Source organism: Bacillus sp. EE-W1, assembly GCF_009760835.1.
GTDB lineage: Bacteria > Bacillota > Bacilli > Bacillales > Bacillaceae_G > Bacillus_A > Bacillus_A wiedmannii.
The window spans coordinates 222802-246693 of record NZ_WIPE01000056.1 but is presented as its reverse complement, the minus strand read 5'-3'; the positions used below and the strand labels follow the sequence as shown (position 1 = coordinate 246693).

Genomic DNA, 23892 nt, shown 5'->3' with positions numbered 1-23892 from the left:
TTTTTCTCATTACTAAAATGTATTTTTTTAATATAAGACTTACTCTCATATCAATAAAAAAATCATTTTTCTCTACATACGCTTGACTTATACGCGAAAAAATGTCCTCTTTACCAATGAAGAAATCAGTTACTTTTTTGTCAAGAGAAAAATACATTCCTCAAATTCAAACACGAAATAATGTTATTCAAAAATAGAAAATCCCTTCCCTCTTTCTAGACTAAAAATTCATTTTTTTGCCATTTTTTCAAACTAAATTAATACATAAAAAAATACCGAGAATCGATTAGACTCTCGGTATTTTTTAAATTATTTCGCTGTATGTTTTCTAACAGCCGGTAAAATTTCAGTAGCAATTAATTCGATATTTTTCTCAATTTTATTAAGTGGCACACCACCAAAATCAATTTGTGCCATAAAACGTTGTTGTCCAAACAATTCATATTGGTAAAGCATTTTTTCAATAATTTGTTGCGGGCTACCAACCATTAATGCGTCACGATAATCTACTGCATTTGTAAATTGTTGCTTCGGATACCCACCACCGCGCAGTGTAAGCATACCAGCATTAATATGAGGATAGTATTCACTAAACGCATCTTGTGAATTTTTTGCTGTATAAAATAAACTCGTTGTTGCAACTGGCAAACTTGCTGGATTAAATCCACTTTGCGCCGCAGCCTCACGATAAGCATCTACTGATCCTTTAAAGTTAATAGCTGGACCACCTAGTGTTGTTATCATCATTGGTACACCCGCACGTCCTGCTTTAATCGCACTAGCTGGTGGGCCACCAACTGCACGCCAAATTGGTAAGTTATTATTTTTAGCTCTCGGAATAACCGATGCATGTGCAAGCGGCGCTCTGAACTGTCCGTTCCATGTTACATGTTCCTCTTTATTAATTTTTAATAAAAGTTCCATCTTCTCTTCAAATAGCTCTTCATAATCATTCACGTCATAACCAAGTAAACTATATCCCCCAATACGAGATCCACGACCAGCCACGATTTCTGCACGTCCATTAGAAATTAAGTCAATTGTAGCAAAATCCTCATACACTCGTACCGGATCAGATGTACTTACTATCGTTGCTGAACTTGCAATTTTTATATTTTTCGTAGCTTGTGCAATAGCTCCTAAAATAACTGTATGAGCTTGCGTTGTAAAATGCGTTTGATGACTTTCACCGACAGCAAATACATCAAGTCCAGATTCATCCGCTAACTTTGCTGTTTCAATTAATTCATGAATTCTTTGTTCTGCACTAATTTTCTCTCCGTTATGTGGATTTAAAACATGATCCCCAATTGAATATAATCCAAACTCTATTCCTTTACTTGTATCCATACGGTATTTTTCCATAGTTGCTCTCTCCTTTAATTCAGTCGTATTCATTTTCTTCAATCACCCATCACTTGATTAGTCAATTGATAGTGTAAAAAAAATTACTCTTGCGGCAATTCTTTTTTTTCACTATGCTTATGAACTTTCGTCATCAGCTCGTATAATATTTTCTGCTCTTCTTCATTTAATACATCATCAAAAAACGATGATTGAAATGCAAGTTGCTCTGGCAATGCTCGCTCTAAAGCTGCTTCCCCTTGCTCTGTAAGACTAATTGTTTTCGTTTTCCAATCTTGTTTTCGTACAATATATCCTTCTTTTTCAAGACGAGTTAACATTCGAGAAATACCGCCTTGTGTAACAGTTACCTTTTCAGCTAACTCCATTTGTGTGAGTGGCTGATACGTACGTATTTGCAAAAGCACATCAAATTGAGCTGTCGTTAAATCAAACCGTTTTAAAAACTCATTTGACATCTGATTACTTTGGTTCGTAAATCGTATTAAACGTAACCATATTAATGACCCTATCGTATTATCACGCATATTTAATCACTTCCTATCGTGAATCTTACTATCACTTTACTACGCAAGTGATAAAAAAGCAAGAGAAAAAGTGAAAAATATCTCATTAGATATTGCATAAATAACGATAAGAAAGAATTCATATTTAAATGAATTCTTTCTTATCGTTATTCTTAACCTTCCATTTCATTCATTGCTATATTTAAAGCAGCTACCGCTTTGGGCCAACCAACATAAAAAGCCATATGTGTTATTAATGCGATCATTTCATTTTCTCCAATTCCATTTTGTTTGGCCAGTCGCAAATGAAATGGTAATTGTTCTGTATGACCAAGACTGATTAATACCGACACTGTACATAAACTTCTTTCTCTTAATGTTAAAGTGTCATCCCGCCACACTTCCTCAAACAATATCTCTTCACTATAATGAGCAAATGCAGGTGCCATTTCTTTCATTCTCTCTTGAATACAATATTTAATTGATTCATTCATCATTTCACTCTCCCTTCACTTTTACCAATTGTGCCAATCCTTGACCAAATGACCAATTTTCAGCAGATGTCTCATTTAGCGTAATAAAAATATCTGCACTTTTTATACTAGAGCATTCAGAAATCTTCGAGGATATCGACTGATACAGATCACTTTTCTGTTTTATCGTTCTTTCCGGTCCGCATGTAATAGAAACATAAATCATATTCTCTGTTCTCTGTTCTCTTTTCTCCTCCTTCCAACAAATAATATGGATTATATAAAAAGTGATTTTGCGAGTAAGATAAAAACAGTTGAAAATAATCATCTTTAGGGATGTTAAAATGTTCAATTAATGAAAGATGAATACATTCACCTATCTTTTTCAACTCTTCTTTATTTAATTTATTTTCATGATAATAAACGTTCACAAAAGGCATACATTTTCATTCCTTTTCCTTAATTTAACATTAAACAAATTTTCATCGTGAAATGTGTAAAATCTCATATACTGTAACATCTTTATTCGTTACCATATCAGGCTTTTCATTGTAAAATCTGAATTGACTATATCCCCATTTATCTGGATTATAAACTATTACATTTCCTAAACACTTTTCTATATTTTGTATATTTTCATTCATAGTTTTTAATTGAGTCTCCCTCAGTGAATTACTTTGAGAAATACTCCCTACCTGTTCAACAACATATTTACTTTTCTTAAAGTCATCACTTAGATTAACAACTAATGGAACACCTATATTTATTTGTTGCCACCCAAAAGATTGTAAAATATTATCGTAATACCCTTCAAAGATAAATCTGTTCATTCCTTCATGACCATTCCAAATATATAACGGTGCATAACAGTTATAGAAGTTCCCATCCTTACCTGCCTCAGTAATTAAATATGCTTTGAAATTCAATTCTTGAAAACCATCAGTTTTATATCCATTATCCTTTACCCTTTTTTTAATAATCTCCATGTCATAATCCTTTGGCAAAATAACCTTATATTGCATTCCAATCATGTTTATCACTCACTTTCTATCTTATATACACAATGATAAACCGGTGATTGACTAACGTAAAATAGGTATAAATTATGTTTGTTATCATTTATAATGATACCGTATAAGGGGCTGTGATAAATGGAAATAAATGATCTTATTATATTCAAAACTGTAGCTAGTGAAGGTTCTATTAGTAAAGCTGCTAAAGAGTTAGGATATGTTCAGTCAAACGTAACTGAGCGAATCAAAAAATTAGAACAAGAATTAGAAACTCCTTTACTACGTAGAGATAACAAAGGCGTTTCCTTGTTACCTTCTGGTGACATTTTATTAGACTACACGAATCAAATATTAACTTTAGTAGAAGAAGCGAAAGATAAAATTAAAACGAGTGGTTCTTCTTATATAATTGCGACGTCACAATCTATTTTGACTAATTATGTAAGTAAGCGTATTAAAGAAAATTTCAGGAATTATCAAATATATGTAGAAAATAGTAGTCATTTACAAAAATTACTGCAACAACAAAAAGTTGATATGGTCATCACTTATGAGGATGATCCCGACGCAGCTTTTAAAAAAGTATTTACTACTTCAATTTCTATAGGCTTATTAAAAACGAAAGAAACACGTACCATTGACTATTCGCAGGAACTCTTCTTCGTTAGTAATGACAAAAAGTGCCCTTTTAGAAATAAGACGATACAATTTCTAAAAGAAAATCATTTATCTCAGCGTCAACTTCAACAATTAGATTCTTATTCGCTTATGGAAGAGTTTATTCAGGACGGAAAAGGAATAGCCTTTTTGCCGATTAGAAATGATACATTGGTACCAATTGAAAATGTTCCAATTGAGAAATTAGCTGTTCATTTTTTTACAAATGAAAACTCTTTAAAACAAATCCCTGATGAACTATTTGATTAATAGAATAGCTATAAACTAATTACATACACCAATAAAAATCCCTCCTTTACGAATTTAAAAGAGGGATTTTCATATTCTATACAATTGATTTTTCACACATTTTGCTCCACTTCTGCACTTTTCTCCTTCTTACTCTGTTTCACATTCTTCAGTCTCTTAATCGTGCCAACTAATCCTTTCGGAAAAACTAGCAAGACGATAATGTACAATAAACCAAGAATAATTGTCCATCTTTCAAAAATCGGATACGCTGTGGCTAGTTCTGATAAATAATATTTCAGTGATTCAATAATTCCAGCTCCAGCAATTGCTCCAATTAACGTTCCAACGCCTCCAATCATTGTCATCAATAATGCATTTAATGTCATTTCAATTGAAAATACAGTCGTATTAACAAAGCGTAGTGTGATAACAAATAAACCACCGCTAATCGTAGCAACTACTCCTGCAACAATACTAGCAATAATTTTATAATGAAGAACTTTATATCCTAATGCTTCAACACGTTGCTCATTTTGTGAAATTGCCTTTAATACTTTTCCAATAGAAGATTTTGTGAAAAGACGTAACAGAATAAAAATGACAATTAAACATATAAGTGTTACATAATAAAACGTAAAACGATCACGGAATAAGTCTGGTACACCAAATGTAAAACCGTCCCCTCCGTGAGTGAGTCCACGCCATTTTTCAGCAAGTACGAAAAACAACTGTGAAATAGCAAGTGTTAACATTGCATAAAAATGACTTTTCAGCCGTAACGAAAGCAAACCGATTATATAACTAACAATTGCTGAAATGATAATTGCAGCTACTATCCCTATTAAAAAGTTCGTTATGGATACTCCTTGCCGATCAAATAAAAGTGCTACCCCATACGCTCCTATTCCAAAGAACATACAATGGCCGAACGATACAATTCCTGTATACCCAAGCAATACATCAAAACTCATTGCAAAAATAGCAAAGATGAAGATTTGAGTGAACAAAATTAACAAGCTCCGTGAATCATTTACGAATGGAAATACACTTAAACAAATGAGCATAAATACTCCGAAGTATACTTTAATTCGATTTGATGTGCTGTTCACCATTTCACCCCTTTTCACTAACAAGTCCATTTGGCTTCACTATTAAGAAAAATAGTAACATTAACATATTGATTGCAAGTGATAAATCCGGTATAAAATACGCTGTAAAAGCACCCGCTAATCCGACAATTAAAGATGCGATTGCTGAACCTTGTACGCTTCCTAATCCTCCAATGATTACTACTATGAAAGCTAAAATCGCATACTGCATACCCATCTCGGCGAAAATAACTCCTGAATACGGTGCTAATAAGAAGCCTCCCAACGCTGCCATCCCTGCTCCTAATAAAAAGACGAAAGAAAATATTGCTTTTACGTTAATACCGAGCGCTTGAACCATCTCTTTATCTATTACACCAGCGCGTATCATTAGACCTATCTTTGTTTTTTTGAGCAATAATAGTAAGGCAATGTAAATGATGATCCCAATTAAAATAACGAATAGACGATATTTAATTAATATAACGCCTTCAAATGTATAACTACCTTGTAACCATAACGGTAATTTAGCACCAATTGGATTTGGCCCCCAAAATACTTTAATACATTCACTAAGTACAAGCATTCCTCCAAGCGTCACAAGAAGCTGGCGAACATGATTTCCATATACCGGTCTAATAAGAAATCTTTCTAAAATGAATCCAAGAAACATCCCCATAGCAATTGCTCCAATTAACGCTAATACATAACTACCTGTCATATTAAATAACCAAACACCTGTAAACGCTCCCCAGGCAAATAAACCACCATGTGCGAAGTTTAGAACGCTCATTAAACCGAAAATAAGTGAAAGTCCTGATGCTAATAAAAAAATGAGCATCCCTGTTGAAATCCCATTTACAAATAAATTGATTAACACATCCATCCTTCTCACCTCGGATTCATGTTAAGAGATTCCTAAATATTTGTGACACATTTCCTTATCCTCTTTTAACTCATGCATAAAACCGTTATGAACAATTCTTCCGTTATCCATAATATAAAAGTAATCACCAATTTGACTAGCCATCATAAAGTTTTGTTCAACGAGTAAAACTGTTGTTTTCTCCTTCATTTTCAAAATGGCTATCATTAATTTTTCTATCATAATAGGGGACAAGCCTTTACTCGGCTCATCAATAAGTAATAAACCATCACTATTAATAAATGCTCTTGAAATTGCTAGCATTTGTTTTTGTCCTCCGCTTAAGAGTCCACTTTTTTTGTGCCAAAACTGCTTTAAATCTGGAAATATTTCAAGCATCCACTCAATTTTCTCTTCCGCTTCTTCTCCCTTACCCCTAGCAAGAGCGAATGTTTCTTCTACTGTCAGATCGTGAAAAATACCTTGATTTTCTGGTACATAACCTATTCCTTTCCTTGAAATTAAATGTGTAGATAATCCATTTACTTGTGTACTATCATAATAAATTTCACCATGTGCGATATGGTGAAATCCCATAACCGAACGTAATGTCGTCGTCTTCCCTGCCCCATTTCTTCCAAACAGTACAGTAATCGTTCCTTTCTCAACAGCAAGAGATACCCCTTGTAAAATATGAAACTGATCTAAATACGTCTCTATATTATTCACTTGTAATAGTGCCACTATATAATCCCCCTAAATAAGCACTTTGTACACGCTCATCTTTCATCATTTCTTCGGGCAAACCTTCAGCTAATAACTCTCCATGGAATAAAACGATAAGATGGTCTGATAAACCTAGTACCATATCCATTTTGTGTTCAATTAGTACAATTGTACTCTCTGGATGTTTTTTAATATTTTCAATCACTTGTAAAATAGCCGGTACTTCCTCAACTGATATACCTGCCGTCGGCTCATCAAGTAGTAATACATCCGTTTTTAAAGCTAGTAACATCGCAAGCTCTAACTTTCGTTTTTCCCCATGTGCTAAATCTTTCGCTAATACATGTTCTTTCTCGTGAAGTAAGACTGTTTTTAAGAAACGCCTCGCCTCTCCCACTTGTTGCTTAAATTTTGCCGAACTCTGAAAAAAACTATAGTAATCTTGAACAAATGATTGAACACTTAAACGAACATTTTCAAGTACCGTTAACTCTGGGAATATATTTGTAAGTTGAAAAGAACGACCAATTCCTAATCGAGTTCGATCCGAAATTGATAATTTTGTAATCTCTCGTCCTTTAAAATATACTTCCCCCTTTGTTGGAGAAATTTGTCCACTTAGTAAATTAAATAACGTTGTCTTTCCTGCACCATTTGGTCCAATAATGGAAATAAGTTTTCCTTTTTGTACCGTTAAATTCACATCCTTAATAACATGATGCTCGCCAAAAGATACGCTAAGATTTTTCGTTTCTAGCAAATGTGTCACGAAATCCCTCCCTTTAAAGCTTTAAGTATGAAAGAAATACGTATAAAGAGGGCATCCCCCTCTTTATACAAAAACAACAGAAAATTCAGTTTATTTGTTTTGAACTGGTGGTTCTGTCTCTTTCATCGTTAATTCTCGCTCTAATACTGGCACCGGATAATCAACACCATCTTGCTTTTTCAATATGATAGAATAAAGTGTTTGCATCGCTTGGTGATCCTTTTCTCTAAACTTCATCTTTCCTTTCGGTGTATCAAATTCCATTCCTTCCATTTTCTTAATCAACGTATCAACATCTGTATCACCTTTTGTTTTCTTTAAAGCTTCTACAATAGAAATTGCCGCTGACATTCCACCTGCTGTAAATAAATCTGGCACCGCACCATTAAATCGTTTTTTATGTTCTTCCACTAACCAATCATTCACCTTATTTTTCGGGAGTGTATGATAATAAACAGAAAAACCTTGCATTCCTACTAACGCATCCATCGTTTTTAATGCCGGTATATCTGGTGCACCGGTAGAAATTTTAATACCTTGTGCTTCCACATTCATATCTTTTAACTGTTTCCAAGGTGAGTTTGCCCCTGCCCAAACGATAAATAAATAATCTGGTTTTGAGCTAATGATATTTTGAATATTTGCAGTGAAGTCAGTCGAATTCGTATCAGCATATTGCTCGTTTACAATATTCGCACCTAATTTCTTCGCTCCAGCTTTAAAAGCTGCAATCCCTTCACGGCCAAATGCATTATCCGGAGCAAACGTCGCAATCTTTACATCTTTTTTTGCAATTGCCGCTGCTCCTGCAATCGCATCTTGCGAAGAACTTCTTCCTGTTCTAAAAATATATTTATTCCAGTTCTTTCCGGTAATACTATCAGCAACTGCCGGTTCAACAACCATTATTTTTTCATATTCTTCAGCTAGTGGTAATACCGCTAATGTATCACTTGAACTAGATGATCCGATTAAAAAATCGACTTTCTCTTCTTCTAATAACTTCGTAGCTTTTTTAACCGCCACCTCTGCTTTTGTTTCCGTATCTTCTACAACAAACTTAATCTTCTTCCCTTCCACTTTCCCAGTTCCACCCGTTGCATAGTCTAACCCTAATTCAAATCCGTTCACTGTTTGTTTTCCATATGATTCTAATGGACCTGTTAATGAAGCAAGAACCCCTACCTTAATCGTCTTTTCATCCTCTGTACTTGTTTTCTTTCCTGAACAAGCTGCCGTTATTAATAACGAACTTAAAATACAACCAGTAGCCACCGTTCTTAGCCATTTACGTTTTTTCATCGACATTGTGATCCTCCCCATACTTTACTTTCTGATAGAGTCAAACACGCCAAAGTTGCCCATCCGTAATTATGACTTTTCTTTGATTATACAAACAAATCTGTTAAAAAAATTTAATGAAGTACCTTTACATTCGCCGCCTCTTTCCAAATACCTCCATTTACCATATATTCATCTAGCATTTTTCACCACCTAATTACAGTCGCTGCCCACGTATATCCAGTCCCTGCACTAACTACTACTGCAATATCTCCGGCCTGTAATTTTCCCTGTTCATTTGCAAAGTGAAGACCAATGCAAGGATCCAGCGCTGACATATGTCCATAATGATCTAAATATACAACTTGTTCTTCTGCTAGCCCTAGCCCCTGTATCAATTCTATTAACATAGAACGTTTTGTATGCAGTGGTAACAATACTTTAATATCTTTAGGAGTAAATCCACTTTTTCTTAACGCCTCCCGAATCACCTTGTCAAAATTAGGAGTTGAAACCCGGTCTAGACGTTCTTTCATACTAATAGGATCTATTACATCAATAATAATGTTGTCGATTCTCAACAGTATCATAGCTCGCAACCTGCTTCGATCCACCAGCTGGGATACGAACATCTTCATGATCAAAATGAATCAACGCCCCGTCAGTTAACTTTTTATACTTCCCTCTTATAACACCAAATATATTTAAGCAATATTCCGAAAGTAAATCCATATTTTACAAAAACTAAATATACTAATATAATAGATAAGTGATTATCACTTAAAAGTAACGGATATGGGTGAGAAAATATTGTTTTATATACTTAGGAGGAATCATAATGAATTTTAAACATGTACTTGCAACAGGCTTAATTACCGCCACATTATTCGGTGCAACGAATGCTCATGCACAAACTGAACGTTTCATCGATGTACCAAAAGGGCATTGGTCTGAAGATTCGATTGACCATTTAACTGAACAAAATGTCATGAATGGTTATGGTAACGGAAAATTTGGATTTGGGGACAATGTAACTCGTGGGCAAGTAGCTGCGATTATTTCAAGATACTTAAAACTAGAAAATACCGGATCTACAAGTAAACATTTCTCTGATATTCATGGGCATATGTTTGAAAACAATATTAAAGCAGTTGCTCAAAAAGGAATCATGACAGGGGACAATAGCACTGACAAGTTTAGACCTGATGATACATTAACTCGATATGAAATGGCTGTTATCTTACAAAAAGCGTTTCATTTACCTGTAAAAACAAACGACCTTTTCTATGATGTTCCAAATAATCATTGGGCAACAAACTCTGTTCGTTCATTGTATAGTAATGGTATTACAAACGGAATTGGAAACTATCAATATGGCGGAAAACTGAATGTAACAAGAGAACAATTTGCAAAGTTTATGTATAGCGCAATTAATGTAAGTCCTTATTTTATTCCTGATTCTATTCCTGCGAAAGATGAGGATAAGTATAAAGAAATTGAGAATATACTGATTGATTCTGGGTTTTTAAAAACCGATTATAACTATGTATTCACTAAAACTGGTCAAACATATGATGGCATTATGCAATTTAATTTTTCTCCCTATGATGACAGTGCATATAGAATGTCTATTCATAGTGATGATCCTGTATTAAACGAGCCGGTGAGAAAAATCCTAAATACACTACTACCAACTAAAGCAGATTATCTGTATAGTCTAATTAAAAATCCTACTGCAAGCTCTCGAACAATAGAATTAGATGGTCGCAAAATTGAATTTAGTAGAGACTCTAGTACTAGAGTAAATGTTTATCTTGGAAAACGAAAATACTAAAAGAGTGACTATTTAACATGAATACAAGTAGCTAAATGGTTACTCATAAGAAATAAAAAGGCTGCCCCACAAGTCGGTTTCAACGACTTGTGGGGGCAGCTCCTTTAATCTTAATTAGAATTAAGTTCCACTTTCTCTAACCCTTCAGCCAATTGTTTCTTATCTAGCCCTTCTCCTATTACTACCAAGTTCGTTGGGAAACCAAAGTCTTGTTCCAATAAAGTCGGTACCCCGAACGAGTATTGGAATAAGTGAGGATATTTGTCCCCATGAAATTTCACAAAACCTTTTACACGATAAATACTATCTGGTAAATTCGAAAGCCATTCGTATAATTTATCTTGATCAATTGATTTCGTAAATTGATATGTCATCGTTTGTATATGTAAATGCTGTTTTACATGTAGTGTCTCATGTTCCCCATCATTCGTAAATTCAACTTCTTCTATATCCTCTAAAGATATATTACAATACTTTGTTTCAAACAATTTCGCATGATTATTTATTGCTTTCACATCTTCAATTACTTTGTTCTTATCCGCATCTGTTAGTAAATCTGATTTATTAATTAAAATTTGGCTACCAAACTTCAGTTGCTCATGTAATAATTGCTGAACGTTTGCACTTAATACACTTCGATTTAACCACCTTACTGCATCTAAAACGACTACTATTGATTTCACTTCTAGGAAAGGTGCTAAAATTGGTGATACACATGCATCTAACACTTCAATTGGATGCGCAACACCTGTCGTTTCTATATAAATGACATCTGGTCTTTCTTGTTGATATAACGAATGTAATTGTATTTCAAGCTCTTCTTTTAGCGTACAACAAATACAACCTTTCAGAAGCTCTCTTAAAACATTCTCTTTTCCAATAATATCTGTATCTACTGAGTACTCACCAATCTCATTCATCAACACTGCAACTTTTCTATTCTTCTTTTTTTCCGCTAACAATAAATTTTGTAATAATGTTGATTTTCCACTACCTAAAAAGCCACCTAATATATGAATTTCTACTTTATTCATTTGATCAACCATCCATTTCTTTATTTCAAAACGTATTCAAAGCGTAATAATTACGATTTATATTTATTATTTTATTAAAAGAGTGGTGATTTGTAAATATATCTTCACTTTTCGTTTACTTCATGAGCAACTCGAATTCCAGACTCTATTGCTCCTTGCATCCACCCATGTGTTAATGTCGTATGCTCTCCGGCAAAATGCACTTTCCCAGATGGTGGTGTAATATACGGAAATAACTCGAGTTCTTGGCCCGGTTCGAAAGCTGTAAATGCGCCGCAAGAATATGGATTTTGACTCCAGCTAAAAGATGCCCCTGTAACAAACTCACTATAAACGATGTCACCGTATATTTCCGCTAAATTTCTTAATGCATAACGAATGCGTTCACTATTCGGTAAACTATCCCATGTTAACGCCTCATCTGCCCACGTATAACTCGCTAAAACGGTAGCTGCCCCTGGTGTATGAATGCCATAACTCGGATAATATGTAAACCGTATAGGTAAATCTGTAATAGATTTACCGCCACACTGTCTCGCTTTCTCCCAAAATCTACTTTTAAACTCTATCGCAATTTTAGTTGCAGCAATATAATTTAATTCACGAATTGCTCGTCTTTTATAATAAGAGAATAAATGATACGGCCGAACTTCTACAAATCGTAACGCTGAAAATGGAATTGTGATAATAGCAATATCACTTGTTATAGTAAATCGCTCTAACGTTTGCTCACGATTTCCTTGTAACATTACTTTATTATCTTCTTGTATAATTTTCTCTATTTTATATGACATAAAAATATTATCCTTTAGCTGTGGCAAAAATGAATTGGGTAATACATCCATTCCACCCGTTATCTCATAATATTTCGTCGTTGAAGTAAAAAAAATCATTTCCCGTAATACTTCAATTAAAGACATTCCCATATATGCTTCCATATCTAGAAGTACCCCAATCATATCTATTGCTCCATCTGAATAATACTCACTTAAAAATGATCCGAGCGAATATGTTTTATACTTTTTTTCAACGATAATCCAGTTTTTATTAGAATCTTTTTTTATAAAATTAAGTATTGGTTCTAGCACTACTAACATTAACTCTTCTGCCGTTTTCCCTTTTTCATTCTCTAAAATTGGATATCCAAGTATACTTGGATTTTTTTCAAATACGCTCAATCTCGTTTTAATATTATTCGTATAAATAATATCTGAAGCGGTTTTATTTATAAAAAGATTTAATGGTAATTTAAATTTACGAATGTAAGCTAAAGTTAACTCGTGTGTTTCAGGAATTCGCATTGGCCCTGCATTAAAATATAAGCCTCTGCTAAACGGTTCACGGATCGTATATATTCTTCCGCCTATTCGGTTATTCGCTTCTAAAATTGTTATGCTATGCCCTGCTGCTTTCAATAACGATGCTGCAACTAATCCTGAAATTCCTGCACCAGCAATAATAATTTGCTTTGGATTCTTCGTTTTTACGAGCCCCACATTAATAATATGGAGCATTCTTTCCAGCGTTAATGGCTGCATCATGCCCTTTTCCCCTTCGATAAAGGATTTTATTGCATTATATTCGGTTCACTTACTCCCTATGTTTCGTGCAAAGAATTGCACGGATACATTTTCAATTACTTGAATATCTTTTATAAAATGTAATAAACTAGATATGACTCTATAGAAGTAAGACGTATTATCTTACATAATAAAATCAATGAAATTGCGAGGAATTTTGAAATGAAAAAAGGGATTAACCGTGTTGTATTAGTAGGAACAGGAGCAGTTGGATGTAGTTATGCTTACTGCATGATTAACCAAGCTGTAGCTGAAGAATTTGTTTTAGTTGATGTAAACGAGGCAAAAGCTGAAGGAGAAGCAATGGATTTAAGTCATGCTGTTCCATTCGCTCCAGCTCCAACTAGAGTATGGAAAGGTAGCTACGAAGATTGTAAAGATGCTGATCTTGTAGTCATTACGGCTGGATTACCACAAAAACCAGGCGAAACACGTTTAGATTTAGTTGAGAAAAACGCGAAAATCTTTAAACAAATCGTTCGTAGTATTATGGATAGCGGATTTGATGGTATCTTCTTAATCGCAACTAATCCTGTCGATATTTTAACTTACGTAACTTGGAAAGAATCTGGTTTACCGAAAGAACGCGTAATCGGTTCTGGTACAACTCTTGATTCTGCTCGTTTCCGCTATATGTTAGGTGAGTATTTCGATATTGGTCCACACAACATTCATGCTTATATTATCGGTGAACATGGTGATACGGAACTTCCTGTTTGGAGTCACGTATCAGTCGGTATTCAAAAACTACAAACGCTTCTTGATAAAGACAACACATACACGCAAGAAGATTTAGACAAAATCTTCATAAACGTTCGTGATGCAGCTTACCATATTATCGAGCGAAAAGGTGCAACTTACTATGGTATTGGTATGTCACTTCTACGTGTTACAAAGGCGATTTTAAACGACGAAAATAGCGTATTAACAGTATCAGCTTACTTAGAAGGCCAATACGGTCAAAAAGATGTTTATATCGGCGTACCTGCTGTTTTAAATCGCGGCGGTGTTCGTGAAATTTTAGAAGTGGAATTAAGTGAAGAAGAAGAATTAAAATTCGATCACTCTGTTCAAGTATTAAAAGAAACAATGGCTCCAGTTCTTTAATCGTGTATGCAAAAAAGCAATCCAATTTATTTTGGATTGCTTTTTTGATTGTTCCTTGAAAACATCAGTTACTTTCTATCATTTCCTATTTTTTAAACTGTTCCTCATTGTTTACATCAAGTACATCTAATAAAAAGATAAAGATTGGTATCCCGATAATAAGCCCCCATATTCCAAGGAAATGTTCTGAGAAGATGAGAATCATAAATGTATAAAAGATTGGCAAATTCGTTTTCGCAGACATAAACTTCGGGTTTAAAAAATAACTTTCAAGAGCATGGATTACTGTAATGAACACAAGTATGTATAAAACGTACATAACTCCGCCTACGTTATATGCAATAATACAAAGTGGAAACAAGGAAATGATTACCCCGGCAACAGGGATTAATCCAAGTAAGAAAATCATGACAGCTAATACGAGAAGCTGCGGAAATCCTAACACAATTAATGCAATGACAGTAAGAATACAATTTACAACTGCAATTAAAAACTGCGCTTCAATTACTTTACCGAACGATCTTGCAAACCTTTCACCAAAATATGCAATCTCCTCATAAAAAACCTTCAGACTACTATCTTTAAATTTCGAAGTAAATGATATGATGCGTTCTTTTTCTAATAAGAAAAATAAACTTAAAATAAGTGAGAGTAATATTTGCAAACTGACTTTTCCTATATTTGCAATCGATTGATATATGACATCTACACCTTGTTCTATATATTTTGATACTTCCATTCCGTTAATTGTCGAAAGTGCATATTTAATGATTTCATTATCAGGTGGGTTTTGAAAAAACAATTTAAATTGATAAATCAATTGTGAAATTTGTATCGTTAACACAGGTAAATATTTATATAATGTCGTGCCAATAAAGGAAACTAATATGATATACAAACAGGCGATAACAATTTTCCGGTTCACTTTCAATTTCTTTGAAATAAAACGTTGAAAACGATCCATTAAAAATGTCAGTATAAACGTAATTAATATTAAATTGATCATACTTTTTAATCCATATAATACTAACGCTACTATTATTAAAACGAGAAACCGTTGAAACCCTCTACTTCGAAAGAAATTTTTCACTTCATTCATTAAGATTTGACCTCCCCCTTCAGTGGATGGAAATTGAATATATTATATTTTATGAACTTCTATAGACAATCTTTCTTACTAATTAGAAAGAATCCTTTTTTTCTTTTTATATTGTTAGATTCTATTTACATTAGCCACCTACTTACTTCAATGGAGCTCTTTTTTTCGTTTACCCTTTTACAATTTAGGTGATTTTCTATTTTTAGACTGCTGTTCATACGCATAACCAATATTGAATAGTTCCTTCTCACTGAATTGCTTCCCGACAAACACTGCACCTACTGGCTCTCCATTGTTATCATATCCTGCTGGCACCGCTAATTCTGGATAGCCAGCTACAGCTGATAGAAGAACTTCATCGTTGTTAATCATAACTAAAGCATCCAAACCTTTTTCTACTAAATATCTATCTAGCTCTTTTCTTGCATTTTCTTGACTCGTTTGCACTACTTTTTCAAACTCATCTTTCGTTATAACAGATTTTTCAGACGCCTCAATTAATGTTTGTCCATATTTTATTCGTCTATTACTATCCTTTTTATTAAACGCTATAATCTCTTCTAACGATTTTACCGGTACATTTTTTTGCTGTGAAAAATAATCGTTAACATTATGTTTGAATTCATATTCTAATGTTTGCAGATTATCTACACCCTCGCTGTTTAACTGAATATCATCAGTCAATATCGCACCTGCATCTTGAAGGTCTTTTCTAATCTTTTCTGCTACTTTCTTTCTATTCTCATCTTGTTGATCTATTGAAAAAACAACCCCTATTTTTTTCCCTTTCAATCCATCTATTGATAAATCCTTCGTATAATCAATTCTTTCTTTTTCTTTCATTTTTTCTGTCATAGTATCTTTTTCATCATAACTTACCATTATGTTAAATAACGTTGCCGCATCCTTTACCGTTCTTGCCATCGGCCCTGCTGTATCAAGCGTTTCAGCTAACGGAATAATGCCTGATCTACTCACCATACCTAGTGATGGACGTAATCCAACTACTGATTGCTGCGTCGCTGGTGCTACAATTGATCCAGTCGTTTCTGTCCCGATTGCAAGCGGTGCAAAATCTGCCGCAACTACTGTAGCAGATCCAGAGCTTGATCCTGATGTATCAAACGTAATCGGACCGTACGGATTCAAATTTTGTCCTTTTTTCCCGCTATATCCGCTAGGCATTGTAAAGGATAAATAATTTGCCCATTCAGACATATTCGCTTTTCCTAAAACAAAAGCACCTTCTTCTTTCAACTTCTTCACGATTGTCGCATCTTCATCTGCAATCCAATCTTTTAACACATACGTGCCCGCACTTGTCGGCATCACCTTTTCTGTTTGTACATTATCTTTTACGATAACCGGCATGCCGTATAAGTTCGATTTCTTATTTGAAGACCTTTCTTTATCTAACTTTCGCGCTTTTTCCATTGCATTTGGATTAATCTCTGTAACAGCATTTAATGCTATTCCATTTTGGTCATGTTCTTGTATTCTAAAAAGATAAATACTCGTTAATTCTTCATATGATAATTTTCCATCATCAATCATTTTTTGAAGCTCGTTTACAGTTGCATTTACAACCTCTTTTTCTTTTATCTTCACATTATCTATGTTAATCCCTTTCAACTGATTATGTATCGGTTTTAACACTCTCTCTTTATCATATACGATACGCTCAGGTTCCTTTGGAAAATAATTTTTATACACGTAATATCCTCCGGCACATGTCAATAGGACGATACCCCCAGCAATTGACAGCGTTATCTTTATCCACTTTTTCATGCTGTTTCCTCCGCTCTAAAAGTTGCTCCATTGTATTGAAAAAGAGAGTTATCCTCATAACTCTCTCTAATTAGAATGCTACATGAAAAAATAAAGAATTTCGATTTCATTACTTCTTTTTTTGCATTTGCTTTGCTAATAATTCTTTCACTTGATTATATGATAATCCCGAATTTTCATTTAAACGTTTTACTTCTTCAACATCAGTACCTACCACTGTATACTTTTTCTCATCATTCATTTTCCCACTTCCCTTTCGATTATTTCTTATATTTTTCCCCTAAACTCTTATTAATTAACACAAATACAAATACGGAAACTGGACGAAATTCAATAGCTAAAGGGAATTCAGTTACATAAGAGGAAAAGATAAAAAAATGTCGAATGTATATACTTGTTAAATTTAAGGGCTTGGAGGGTACATTTTGAAAACATATGAGTTTGAACATAACATTCCAACATTAGAAGAGTACAAATATTTGTGTGATTCTGTTGGATGGACTGATTATATGAATTTTGAAGTAGCAGATACTTCACTGAAGAATTCTATTCACTGCATCACAGTGAAAGATAATAAACAAATAATTGGCATGGGGCGAATTGTTGGTGACGGATCTATCTATTTCTATATTCAAGATATAGTAGTTCATCCGGATTATCAGAAACATGGTATCGGGAAAGAAATCATGCATCGTTTAGTTGCATACTTACATGAGAATGCCCCTGATAAGGCGTTTGTCGGTTTATTTGCATCAGAAGGTAAAGAATCGTTCTATGAAAAATTTGATTTTAAGGATTACTCACCAAACATGACGGGGATATTTACTGTCATTACAAAACAATAAACATAACAGATTTTTAATTGTAAGGAAAAACTTCGATTCATATGAAGGAAATCGTTCTTGCAGTAAGAGTTTAACATTGCATACGAAAGGAGAGTACATATATGACTAATACGTACTCTCCTTTTATTTAACTTTTTATATATTAAATTTCTTAATAAAATTTCACTACATCTTCAGTAGGTAAGAAAGTTCTTTCTCCTGGTTGTTCATTTGGCTCACCAAATGGCATTTGTCCTACTAAGCTCCACTCTGCTGGAATGTTCCAAGTTTCTTTCACTTCAGCATCTACGATTGGATTGTAGTGTTGCAGGGATGCACCAATTCCTTCAGCCGATAATAACATCCATACAGTATGCTGTAACATTGCATTTCCTTGATGAGACCAGAATGGGAACTGATCTTTATATAATGGTGCATTTTCTTGCATTTTTTCTACTGTTGCTTGATCTTCAAAGAATAACACAGTCCCAACACCTGTATGGAAACCTTTTAATCTTTCTACAGTCGCTTCAAAGTTTTCTGCTGGTACGCGGGCTCTTAGTGTTTCTTTAACAATATCCCAAAACTTTTCATGTTCTCCATCCATTAATACAACCATACGACCACTTTGCATATTGAAAGATGTTGGTGCGTGTAAAGCTGTTTTTAAAACTTCTTCAATTCTTTCTTTCGTAATTGCATCGTTTTTTGTTACTTTACGAATAGAACGACGGTTCACGATTGCTTCTTTTAAATTTGTTGTAGTTGCTGACATTTTAATTCCTCCAAATATTTGTTTTATAATTTATTTTGTTATTTCATAACAAGCGAATTAGCAATATCCATCTGTATTACATTGCATACCTTCAAATGAATTTGTTTTATCCTTTTCAATTTCTTTATCGATGACTCTTTGTAGCGTTTCTTTACTAGCAAGCCCTTGAATGACTTCATCTCCAATCATGACAGTTGGAACAGCCATAATATTTGCTTCATCATATGCATGCTGAATTGCTTCTTGATGCTTTTCTTTATATTTACGCGTTACTAAAGCATCTTTAAATTCAGCTTCAGGAAGACCTACTTCTACCGCTAATTTTGTTAAAACATCAATATCTTCAATGTTTTGCTCTTCTTGGAAAAATGCGGTGAATACGCGGTGATGATACTCATTTCCTAGTCCACGTTCTTTCGCAAATTGACATCCTTCGAAAGCTAAATGTGTATATGGATGCGGTGAAACACGCGGCAAACGCATATCGATTCCTAACTTCTTCGCAGTTGGAAGAATAAAAGCATCCCATGAGCCTAATTTTTCTGGCTCATTCCATGGATCTATTTTTGAATATGGACTTGGACGTAATTCAAATGGCATCCATTCAATTTCTACATCTTTCTCTTTCGCTACTTCATCTAATGGACCTTTTGCTAAAAAACAAAATGGACATATAAAATCTGAGTATACTTTCATTTTTACAGTCATACTTTTACACCTTACCTTTATAGTTGTAATCGAATCAGTTACATTAATAATAAAAAAATATAAATATGATTTAAGCATTCATTTTTTCTTGCAAAGTTTCAAACAAATGCCCCATCGTAATATTTCTCAAAACTTCTTCCATCGCGGATTGCGCTTGTATTAATATAACTTCTAACACCGCTTGAATATTTGCTCCAATTGGACAATCTGGATTTGGTTGCTCGTGAATATGAAATAGTTTGTCTTCTTCGACTACATTTACTGCATGGTATACATCTAACAATGTGATTTCATGTAAATCCTTTAATAATCCCGCACCACCTGGACCGCGATTTACATATACAAAACCAGCTTGTTTCAAGTACGACATCATTTTACGAATGACTACTGGATTTGTGTTTACACTTTCAGCTATATAGTCTGAAGTACAAAGTGAAGATGGATTGTTTTTCAAAATAGATAAAATATGAACAGCTATAGAAAAGCGGCTACTAATTTTCATCGTGATCACCACCTCGATGTAATCATTATAGTTACAACAAAAAGATAAGTCAATCCTTTTCATAGATTTTTTATAAGCAAATTAAAAAGTGTCCCATTATGATATATGAGACACCTCTTTTTATTCTGCAAATAGCGCTTGAAATTCTTCAATAAATAGCTGCACAGCGATTGAGGAATCCTTTAATGAAGGAACAGCTAAAGCAATTTCTCTCCATACTTGTGGTTCCAATTCTCTCGTTTGCACATTCTGTGGTAAATTCGTTAAAGATAATTCGGCTAATATTGCAATACCTAACCCTTCTTGAATCATATTTAAAGCTGTAGTAACGGTCGATATTACATACTCAGCCCGAAGTGGTACGTTGGCTTGTTTAAACATATCAATAATGGGTGGTTCGTATCCACCCTTACATAATATGATCGGTTCATTCTCTAAATCGCTAATTACAATAGAGTCCTTCTTACAAAGAGGATGATCATCTCTTAAGATAGCAACCATTTTCCCCTTCGTTAATGGGACAATCTCCATCTCTTTATTAGGCAAAATGACAATTCCTATATCAACAACCCTCGATACTAACCAATCTTCAACTTCTTTAATCGTTCCTTCACAAAGAACGACTTCTAAGTTCGGATACTTCTCCTTAAAAAGGTTTATCATTTTGGGTAAGAAATGTGCAGAAGCACTCGGAAAACTCCCAATTCGAATCGTCCCAACTTCGTGTCCTTTCTCCATCGCAACTTCTTGTTCAATCTTCTCTACACCGTTCAAAATCTCTCTAATATGCACAAGAATTCTGTTTCCTACATCCGTAACGATTAGCCCTTTTCGTTTATCACGTATAAGAATCGTAACTCCTAACTCTGACTCAATACTTGAAATCGCATGACTTACAGCTGGCTGCGTCATATTTAACACCCGAGCAGCCTTCGTAAAACTACCTAACTCAACAGTTTTTATTAATACTTGCAGTTGTGTAATGGTCATAACTAATCACTTATACTCCTTATAAAAAAGATTCATTTTATTTATTACAGTCGATATCATATCATAGTGAAATGAATAACAACAAGGAGGTCTTACCGTGACACAGCTTTCTCGAACTAAGACGGCCATAATCCTTACCTTTCTCGTTTTCATGTGGGGAATCAATTGGCCTTTATCTAAGTTTGCCCTGCATTATACACCACCCGTTTTATTTGCAGGCGTTCGAACTTTAATTGGAGGATTCATTTTACTTCTTTTCGCATTACCGAAATACAAAGAGTTACACTTAAAAGAAACTTGGCATTTATACGTTATTTCTTCTTTACTTAACATCATTATATTTTACGGATTACAAACTGTCGGCCTTCAATATATGCCTGCTGGGCTATTTTCCGCCATCGTATTTCTACAACCAGTTTTACTCGGCATTTTCTCATGGATTTGGCTTGAAGAATCTATGTACGGTTTAAAAATTTTCGGGCTTGTTCTTGGATTTATTGGCGTAGGTGTGATTAGCTCTAGTAGTTTAACTGGACATATTTCTATTATCGGAATCCTTCTCGCGATAGGATGCGCGATTGGCTGGGCACTAGGTACAGTATTTATTAAGAAGACTGGTCACCGCGTTAATTCCATTTGGATGGTAACACTGCAGCTTATTATTGGCGGACTTTGCTTAATTGGATTCGGATCAGAGTTTGAAAGCTGGTCTAGTATTGCTTGGAGTATACCGTTTGTTAGTGTTCTACTCTTTATTTCATTCTTTGTTATTGCAATGGGATGGCTTGCATACTTCACTCTTGTTGGAGCCGGTGAAGCAAGTAAAGTTGGGGCTTATACATTCCTCATTCCACTAATCGCTATTATTGTAAGTTCAATTTTCTTACATGAGGCCATTACTATTAGCTTATTCATCGGACTATTATTTATTGTAGTGAGTATTTGTTTCGTAAATATAAAGCCGAAAACACTTGCTGTAAGGCAGCAGGTTGAAGTGAAATAAAAATAAGAAAGAGTCTACGTTTGTAGGCTCTTTTTTATTGTATGATGATATTTAAGTAGTAAGAATTTTTTCTAATATATACGAATAGACTAACAATTCTAATCATAAGGAGGAATTATATGGTGTTACAATATAAAGAATTTGGAGATTCAAGCTCTCCACTTATGGTTTTTATTCATGGGGGTGGAGTCAGTGGTTGGATGTGGGACAAACAAATTAAACATTTTACTAACTTTCACTGCCTTGTTCCTGATTTACCTGAGCAAGGAAAAAACAGAAGTAAAGATCATTTCTCAATAAACTTTAGTGCTGAAAAAATCATAGAACTAATTGAAGAAAAAGGAAGAGGTAAAACTGTTATAGTAATTGGTTTTTCATTAGGCGCTCAAGTATTAATTGCCATGCTCAGCATGAAACCAAACTTAATTCAATATGCTATGGTAAATAGCGCATTAGTTAAGCCAATTCCTTTCGCTAAAACATTATTAAGCTCCCTTAGCTTAACCTACTTCCTAGTAAAGTGTAATTCATTCTCCAAAATACAAGCAAAATCAATGTACATAGATGAAACACAATTTGATAACTATTATCATGACAGTTGTCAAATAAGTAAAAATACATTTGTAAGGATATTAGAAGAAAACATGTCGTTTACAATACCAAAAGTTTTCAAGGATGCTAGTATTAATATATTAGTAACTGTTGGAGACAAAGAAAAAAGAATTATGAAAGACTCGATGAATGAAATCCTTGAAAGTAATACGAATTGTACTGGTATTATCATTCCTAAAATTGGTCATGGAATCTCTTTGGCAAATCCCATACTATTTAATACTTTAATTGAAAACTGGCTCGAACATGATATTTTGCCGGAAGACTTAATAATCGTCAATTAATTTCCATACATTAATAAATTTCATTATACAGTGACTATAATGGTGCCACTATCCTCATTCTTACTAATCCATAGACGTAATAAAAAAGGTCTCATTATTTACGATGAGACCTTTCAATCTTACTTATCTTTTACGACGTACTACAAAAACACACGTACCTACCGAAGATACAATCGCCAAAATAGATAAAACAATCGCTATCAATTGCAAATTACTAGTACCTTCATTTTTTTCTACATGAGACACTTCACCATGTTCCCCTGTTAATGACATACCTTTTGCAATTGTAGTAAGTGAATGTGGTTTTTCAGCTTTTTCATCGCCTGTCCATTCAACAATTTCTCCGTCTTTATATTGTTGATATGCATCCCAAGCTATTTTTTGTTCTTTATCCGGATTTTTAGCGACGAAAGTAAATCGCTGGAACTGACTGGGTAAAATCCCTTCTCCTGTTGCTTCCCATACTACAGTTCTAACTTTTCCAGCATTATCTTTCTGCTCTTCCACTTTCCATCCTGTCACTGGTTCATACTGTTGGAACTCTACTCCAGACGGTATTTTCAATGTAACTTTTGTCGTTGCTACATTCTTCTCAACTGGTACTTTTATCGTGTAAGTCTCCCAAGAATTAACGTCCGAAGCTTCTGGTTTCACAGTGACGTGCGCACTAACAGGTAACGAAAAAATCCCCATTGCAATTATTGTTGCGATCATTGTTGTGCCAAATTTTTTTATACGTTTCATTTTCTATTAGCTC

Annotated in this window: 25 protein-coding genes and 2 pseudogenes; 6 read left to right on the top strand and 21 right to left on the bottom strand. The window is 34.2% G+C overall.

Translation table 11 applies throughout. From position 1 onward, the window contains the following. Positions 1-309 precede the first annotated feature (309 nt). From GFJ36_RS08885 to GFJ36_RS08865, 5 genes and pseudogenes are all read right to left on the bottom strand, one after another. Positions 310-1365, bottom strand: a complete 1056-nt coding sequence (locus tag GFJ36_RS08885) for an LLM class flavin-dependent oxidoreductase (protein WP_087982925.1) — start codon at positions 1363-1365, stop codon at positions 310-312. Between the two features lie 83 nt (positions 1366-1448). Next, complete coding sequence (locus GFJ36_RS08880; RefSeq protein ID WP_001205523.1) at positions 1449-1892, bottom strand: MarR family winged helix-turn-helix transcriptional regulator; 444 nt, start codon at positions 1890-1892, stop codon at positions 1449-1451. A gap of 152 nt (positions 1893-2044) precedes the next feature. Continuing rightward, positions 2045-2368, bottom strand: a complete 324-nt coding sequence (locus tag GFJ36_RS08875) for a carboxymuconolactone decarboxylase family protein (RefSeq protein WP_087982928.1) — start codon at positions 2366-2368, stop codon at positions 2045-2047. 1 nt (position 2369) lies between these two features. After that, positions 2370-2784: pseudogene (locus tag GFJ36_RS08870) on the bottom strand (tautomerase family protein). Positions 2785-2826: 42 nt separating this feature from the next. Beyond that, on the bottom strand, positions 2827-3375 hold the full coding sequence (locus tag GFJ36_RS08865) for a DUF4865 family protein (RefSeq protein WP_087982932.1): 549 nt from the start codon (positions 3373-3375) through the stop codon (positions 2827-2829). Between the two features lie 120 nt (positions 3376-3495). Here GFJ36_RS08865 and GFJ36_RS08860 point away from each other — a divergent pair, with 120 nt between their 5' ends. Further along, complete coding sequence (locus GFJ36_RS08860) at positions 3496-4284, top strand: LysR family transcriptional regulator (protein WP_097889399.1); 789 nt, start codon at positions 3496-3498, stop codon at positions 4282-4284. A gap of 92 nt (positions 4285-4376) precedes the next feature. Here GFJ36_RS08860 and GFJ36_RS08855 read toward each other — a convergent pair whose 3' ends face one another. The 6 genes and pseudogenes from GFJ36_RS08855 to GFJ36_RS08830 all read right to left on the bottom strand — a co-directional run. Next, a complete protein-coding gene (locus tag GFJ36_RS08855) occupies positions 4377-5330 on the bottom strand; it encodes a branched-chain amino acid ABC transporter permease (protein ID WP_131933559.1) in 954 nt (317 codons plus the stop codon). Between the two features lie 49 nt (positions 5331-5379). Beyond that, positions 5380-6240, bottom strand: a complete 861-nt coding sequence (locus GFJ36_RS08850) for a branched-chain amino acid ABC transporter permease (protein WP_000382797.1) — start codon at positions 6238-6240, stop codon at positions 5380-5382. A 21-nt stretch (positions 6241-6261) separates the two neighbouring features. Further along, positions 6262-6963: a branched-chain amino acid ABC transporter ATP-binding protein gene (locus GFJ36_RS08845; protein ID WP_097889398.1), complete on the bottom strand. Its 702-nt coding sequence runs from the start codon at positions 6961-6963 to the stop codon at positions 6262-6264. After that, positions 6941-7714 (bottom strand): ABC transporter ATP-binding protein, encoded by a 774-nt coding sequence (locus GFJ36_RS08840; protein WP_087982938.1) that lies wholly within the window; start codon positions 7712-7714, stop codon positions 6941-6943. Before GFJ36_RS08840 ends, GFJ36_RS08845 begins: the two co-directional genes overlap by 23 nt. Before the next feature lie 90 nt (positions 7715-7804). Continuing rightward, positions 7805-9022, bottom strand: a complete 1218-nt coding sequence (locus tag GFJ36_RS08835; protein WP_097889397.1) for a substrate-binding domain-containing protein — start codon at positions 9020-9022, stop codon at positions 7805-7807. Between the two features lie 179 nt (positions 9023-9201). Continuing rightward, a pseudogene (locus tag GFJ36_RS08830) lies at positions 9202-9634 on the bottom strand (3-oxoacyl-[acyl-carrier-protein] synthase III C-terminal domain-containing protein); the annotation flags it as partial. A gap of 199 nt (positions 9635-9833) precedes the next feature. Between GFJ36_RS08830 and GFJ36_RS08825 the strand changes: the two are divergent. Next, positions 9834-10829, top strand: a complete 996-nt coding sequence (locus tag GFJ36_RS08825) for an S-layer homology domain-containing protein (RefSeq protein ID WP_087982942.1) — start codon at positions 9834-9836, stop codon at positions 10827-10829. Between the two features lie 110 nt (positions 10830-10939). Here the strand turns inward: GFJ36_RS08825 and GFJ36_RS08820 are convergent, their stop codons facing one another. After that, the gene (locus tag GFJ36_RS08820; protein WP_097889510.1) at positions 10940-11863 is read right to left on the bottom strand and encodes a CobW family GTP-binding protein; all 924 of its coding nucleotides are present in this window, start codon (positions 11861-11863) and stop codon (positions 10940-10942) included. Between the two features lie 104 nt (positions 11864-11967). Beyond that, positions 11968-13404, bottom strand: coding sequence for a flavin monoamine oxidase family protein (locus tag GFJ36_RS08815; RefSeq protein ID WP_097889396.1), 1437 nt, complete (start codon positions 13402-13404; stop codon positions 11968-11970). A gap of 201 nt (positions 13405-13605) precedes the next feature. On the opposite strand from GFJ36_RS08815, the gene GFJ36_RS08810 reads away from it, so the two are divergent. Continuing rightward, positions 13606-14550 (top strand): L-lactate dehydrogenase, encoded by a 945-nt coding sequence (locus GFJ36_RS08810; protein ID WP_000715320.1) that lies wholly within the window; start codon positions 13606-13608, stop codon positions 14548-14550. 85 nt (positions 14551-14635) lie between these two features. Here GFJ36_RS08810 and GFJ36_RS08805 read toward each other — a convergent pair whose 3' ends face one another. The 3 genes from GFJ36_RS08805 to GFJ36_RS29960 form a co-directional block, all read right to left on the bottom strand. Next, positions 14636-15649, bottom strand: a complete 1014-nt coding sequence (locus GFJ36_RS08805) for an AI-2E family transporter (protein ID WP_087982946.1) — start codon at positions 15647-15649, stop codon at positions 14636-14638. 177 nt (positions 15650-15826) lie between these two features. Then, on the bottom strand, positions 15827-17437 hold the full coding sequence (locus tag GFJ36_RS08800) for an amidase family protein (RefSeq protein ID WP_097889395.1): 1611 nt from the start codon (positions 17435-17437) through the stop codon (positions 15827-15829). Between the two features lie 109 nt (positions 17438-17546). Beyond that, positions 17547-17678 carry a hypothetical protein gene (locus tag GFJ36_RS29960; protein ID WP_000997338.1) on the bottom strand — a complete coding sequence of 44 codons (132 nt, stop codon included), beginning with the start codon at positions 17676-17678 and terminating at the stop codon, positions 17547-17549. A 184-nt stretch (positions 17679-17862) separates the two neighbouring features. On the opposite strand from GFJ36_RS29960, the gene GFJ36_RS08795 reads away from it, so the two are divergent. After that, the gene (locus tag GFJ36_RS08795) at positions 17863-18282 is read left to right on the top strand and encodes a GNAT family N-acetyltransferase (protein ID WP_097889394.1); all 420 of its coding nucleotides are present in this window, start codon (positions 17863-17865) and stop codon (positions 18280-18282) included. Between the two features lie 151 nt (positions 18283-18433). Here the strand turns inward: GFJ36_RS08795 and GFJ36_RS08790 are convergent, their stop codons facing one another. The 4 genes from GFJ36_RS08790 to GFJ36_RS08775 all read right to left on the bottom strand — a co-directional run bounded on the left by GFJ36_RS08790 (position 18434) and on the right by GFJ36_RS08775 (position 21236). After that, on the bottom strand, positions 18434-19036 hold the full coding sequence (locus GFJ36_RS08790) for a nitroreductase family protein (protein WP_001277030.1): 603 nt from the start codon (positions 19034-19036) through the stop codon (positions 18434-18436). Positions 19037-19093: 57 nt separating this feature from the next. Continuing rightward, the gene (locus tag GFJ36_RS08785; RefSeq protein ID WP_000216675.1) at positions 19094-19744 is read right to left on the bottom strand and encodes a DsbA family oxidoreductase; all 651 of its coding nucleotides are present in this window, start codon (positions 19742-19744) and stop codon (positions 19094-19096) included. A gap of 70 nt (positions 19745-19814) precedes the next feature. Then, complete coding sequence (locus tag GFJ36_RS08780; RefSeq protein ID WP_097889393.1) at positions 19815-20246, bottom strand: Rrf2 family transcriptional regulator; 432 nt, start codon at positions 20244-20246, stop codon at positions 19815-19817. Between the two features lie 120 nt (positions 20247-20366). Continuing rightward, positions 20367-21236 (bottom strand): LysR family transcriptional regulator, encoded by an 870-nt coding sequence (locus GFJ36_RS08775; RefSeq protein ID WP_097889392.1) that lies wholly within the window; start codon positions 21234-21236, stop codon positions 20367-20369. A gap of 97 nt (positions 21237-21333) precedes the next feature. Between GFJ36_RS08775 and GFJ36_RS08770 the strand changes: the two genes are divergently transcribed. Together GFJ36_RS08770 and GFJ36_RS08765 are read left to right on the top strand one after the other, a co-directional pair. Beyond that, entirely contained in the window at positions 21334-22239 is a 906-nt protein-coding gene (locus GFJ36_RS08770) for a DMT family transporter (protein WP_000192802.1), read from the top strand. Between the two features lie 119 nt (positions 22240-22358). Beyond that, positions 22359-23135, top strand: coding sequence for an alpha/beta fold hydrolase (locus GFJ36_RS08765; RefSeq protein WP_097889391.1), 777 nt, complete (start codon positions 22359-22361; stop codon positions 23133-23135). A 123-nt stretch (positions 23136-23258) separates the two neighbouring features. On the opposite strand, the gene GFJ36_RS08760 is transcribed toward GFJ36_RS08765, so the two are convergent. Continuing rightward, positions 23259-23879, bottom strand: coding sequence for a YcnI family copper-binding membrane protein (locus tag GFJ36_RS08760; RefSeq protein ID WP_097889390.1), 621 nt, complete (start codon positions 23877-23879; stop codon positions 23259-23261). Between the last annotated feature and the right edge of the window lie 13 nt (positions 23880-23892).

Coding starts and splice junctions, on each gene's coding strand:
- GFJ36_RS08825 (WP_087982942.1), top strand. CDS start 9,834: ATGAATTTTAAACATGTACTTGCAACAGGCTTAATTACCGCCACATTA.
- GFJ36_RS08805 (WP_087982946.1), bottom strand. CDS start 15,649: ATGAATGAAGTGAAAAATTTCTTTCGAAGTAGAGGGTTTCAACGGTTT.
- GFJ36_RS08850 (WP_000382797.1), bottom strand. CDS start 6,240: ATGGATGTGTTAATCAATTTATTTGTAAATGGGATTTCAACAGGGATG.
- GFJ36_RS08835 (WP_097889397.1), bottom strand. CDS start 9,022: ATGTCGATGAAAAAACGTAAATGGCTAAGAACGGTGGCTACTGGTTGT.
- GFJ36_RS08760 (WP_097889390.1), bottom strand. CDS start 23,879: ATGAAACGTATAAAAAAATTTGGCACAACAATGATCGCAACAATAATT.
- GFJ36_RS08880 (WP_001205523.1), bottom strand. CDS start 1,892: ATGCGTGATAATACGATAGGGTCATTAATATGGTTACGTTTAATACGA.
- GFJ36_RS08820 (WP_097889510.1), bottom strand. CDS start 11,863: ATGAATAAAGTAGAAATTCATATATTAGGTGGCTTTTTAGGTAGTGGA.
- GFJ36_RS08790 (WP_001277030.1), bottom strand. CDS start 19,036: ATGTCAGCAACTACAACAAATTTAAAAGAAGCAATCGTGAACCGTCGT.
- GFJ36_RS29960 (WP_000997338.1), bottom strand. CDS start 17,678: ATGAATGATGAGAAAAAGTATACAGTGGTAGGTACTGATGTTGAAGAA.
- GFJ36_RS08855 (WP_131933559.1), bottom strand. CDS start 5,330: ATGCTCATTTGTTTAAGTGTATTTCCATTCGTAAATGATTCACGGAGC.
- GFJ36_RS08775 (WP_097889392.1), bottom strand. CDS start 21,236: ATGACCATTACACAACTGCAAGTATTAATAAAAACTGTTGAGTTAGGT.
- GFJ36_RS08785 (WP_000216675.1), bottom strand. CDS start 19,744: ATGACTGTAAAAATGAAAGTATACTCAGATTTTATATGTCCATTTTGT.
- GFJ36_RS08780 (WP_097889393.1), bottom strand. CDS start 20,246: ATGAAAATTAGTAGCCGCTTTTCTATAGCTGTTCATATTTTATCTATT.
- GFJ36_RS08865 (WP_087982932.1), bottom strand. CDS start 3,375: ATGATTGGAATGCAATATAAGGTTATTTTGCCAAAGGATTATGACATG.
- GFJ36_RS08875 (WP_087982928.1), bottom strand. CDS start 2,368: ATGATGAATGAATCAATTAAATATTGTATTCAAGAGAGAATGAAAGAA.
- GFJ36_RS08815 (WP_097889396.1), bottom strand. CDS start 13,404: ATGATGCAGCCATTAACGCTGGAAAGAATGCTCCATATTATTAATGTG.
- GFJ36_RS08765 (WP_097889391.1), top strand. CDS start 22,359: ATGGTGTTACAATATAAAGAATTTGGAGATTCAAGCTCTCCACTTATG.
- GFJ36_RS08810 (WP_000715320.1), top strand. CDS start 13,606: ATGAAAAAAGGGATTAACCGTGTTGTATTAGTAGGAACAGGAGCAGTT.
- GFJ36_RS08860 (WP_097889399.1), top strand. CDS start 3,496: ATGGAAATAAATGATCTTATTATATTCAAAACTGTAGCTAGTGAAGGT.
- GFJ36_RS08885 (WP_087982925.1), bottom strand. CDS start 1,365: ATGGAAAAATACCGTATGGATACAAGTAAAGGAATAGAGTTTGGATTA.
- GFJ36_RS08800 (WP_097889395.1), bottom strand. CDS start 17,437: ATGAAAAAGTGGATAAAGATAACGCTGTCAATTGCTGGGGGTATCGTC.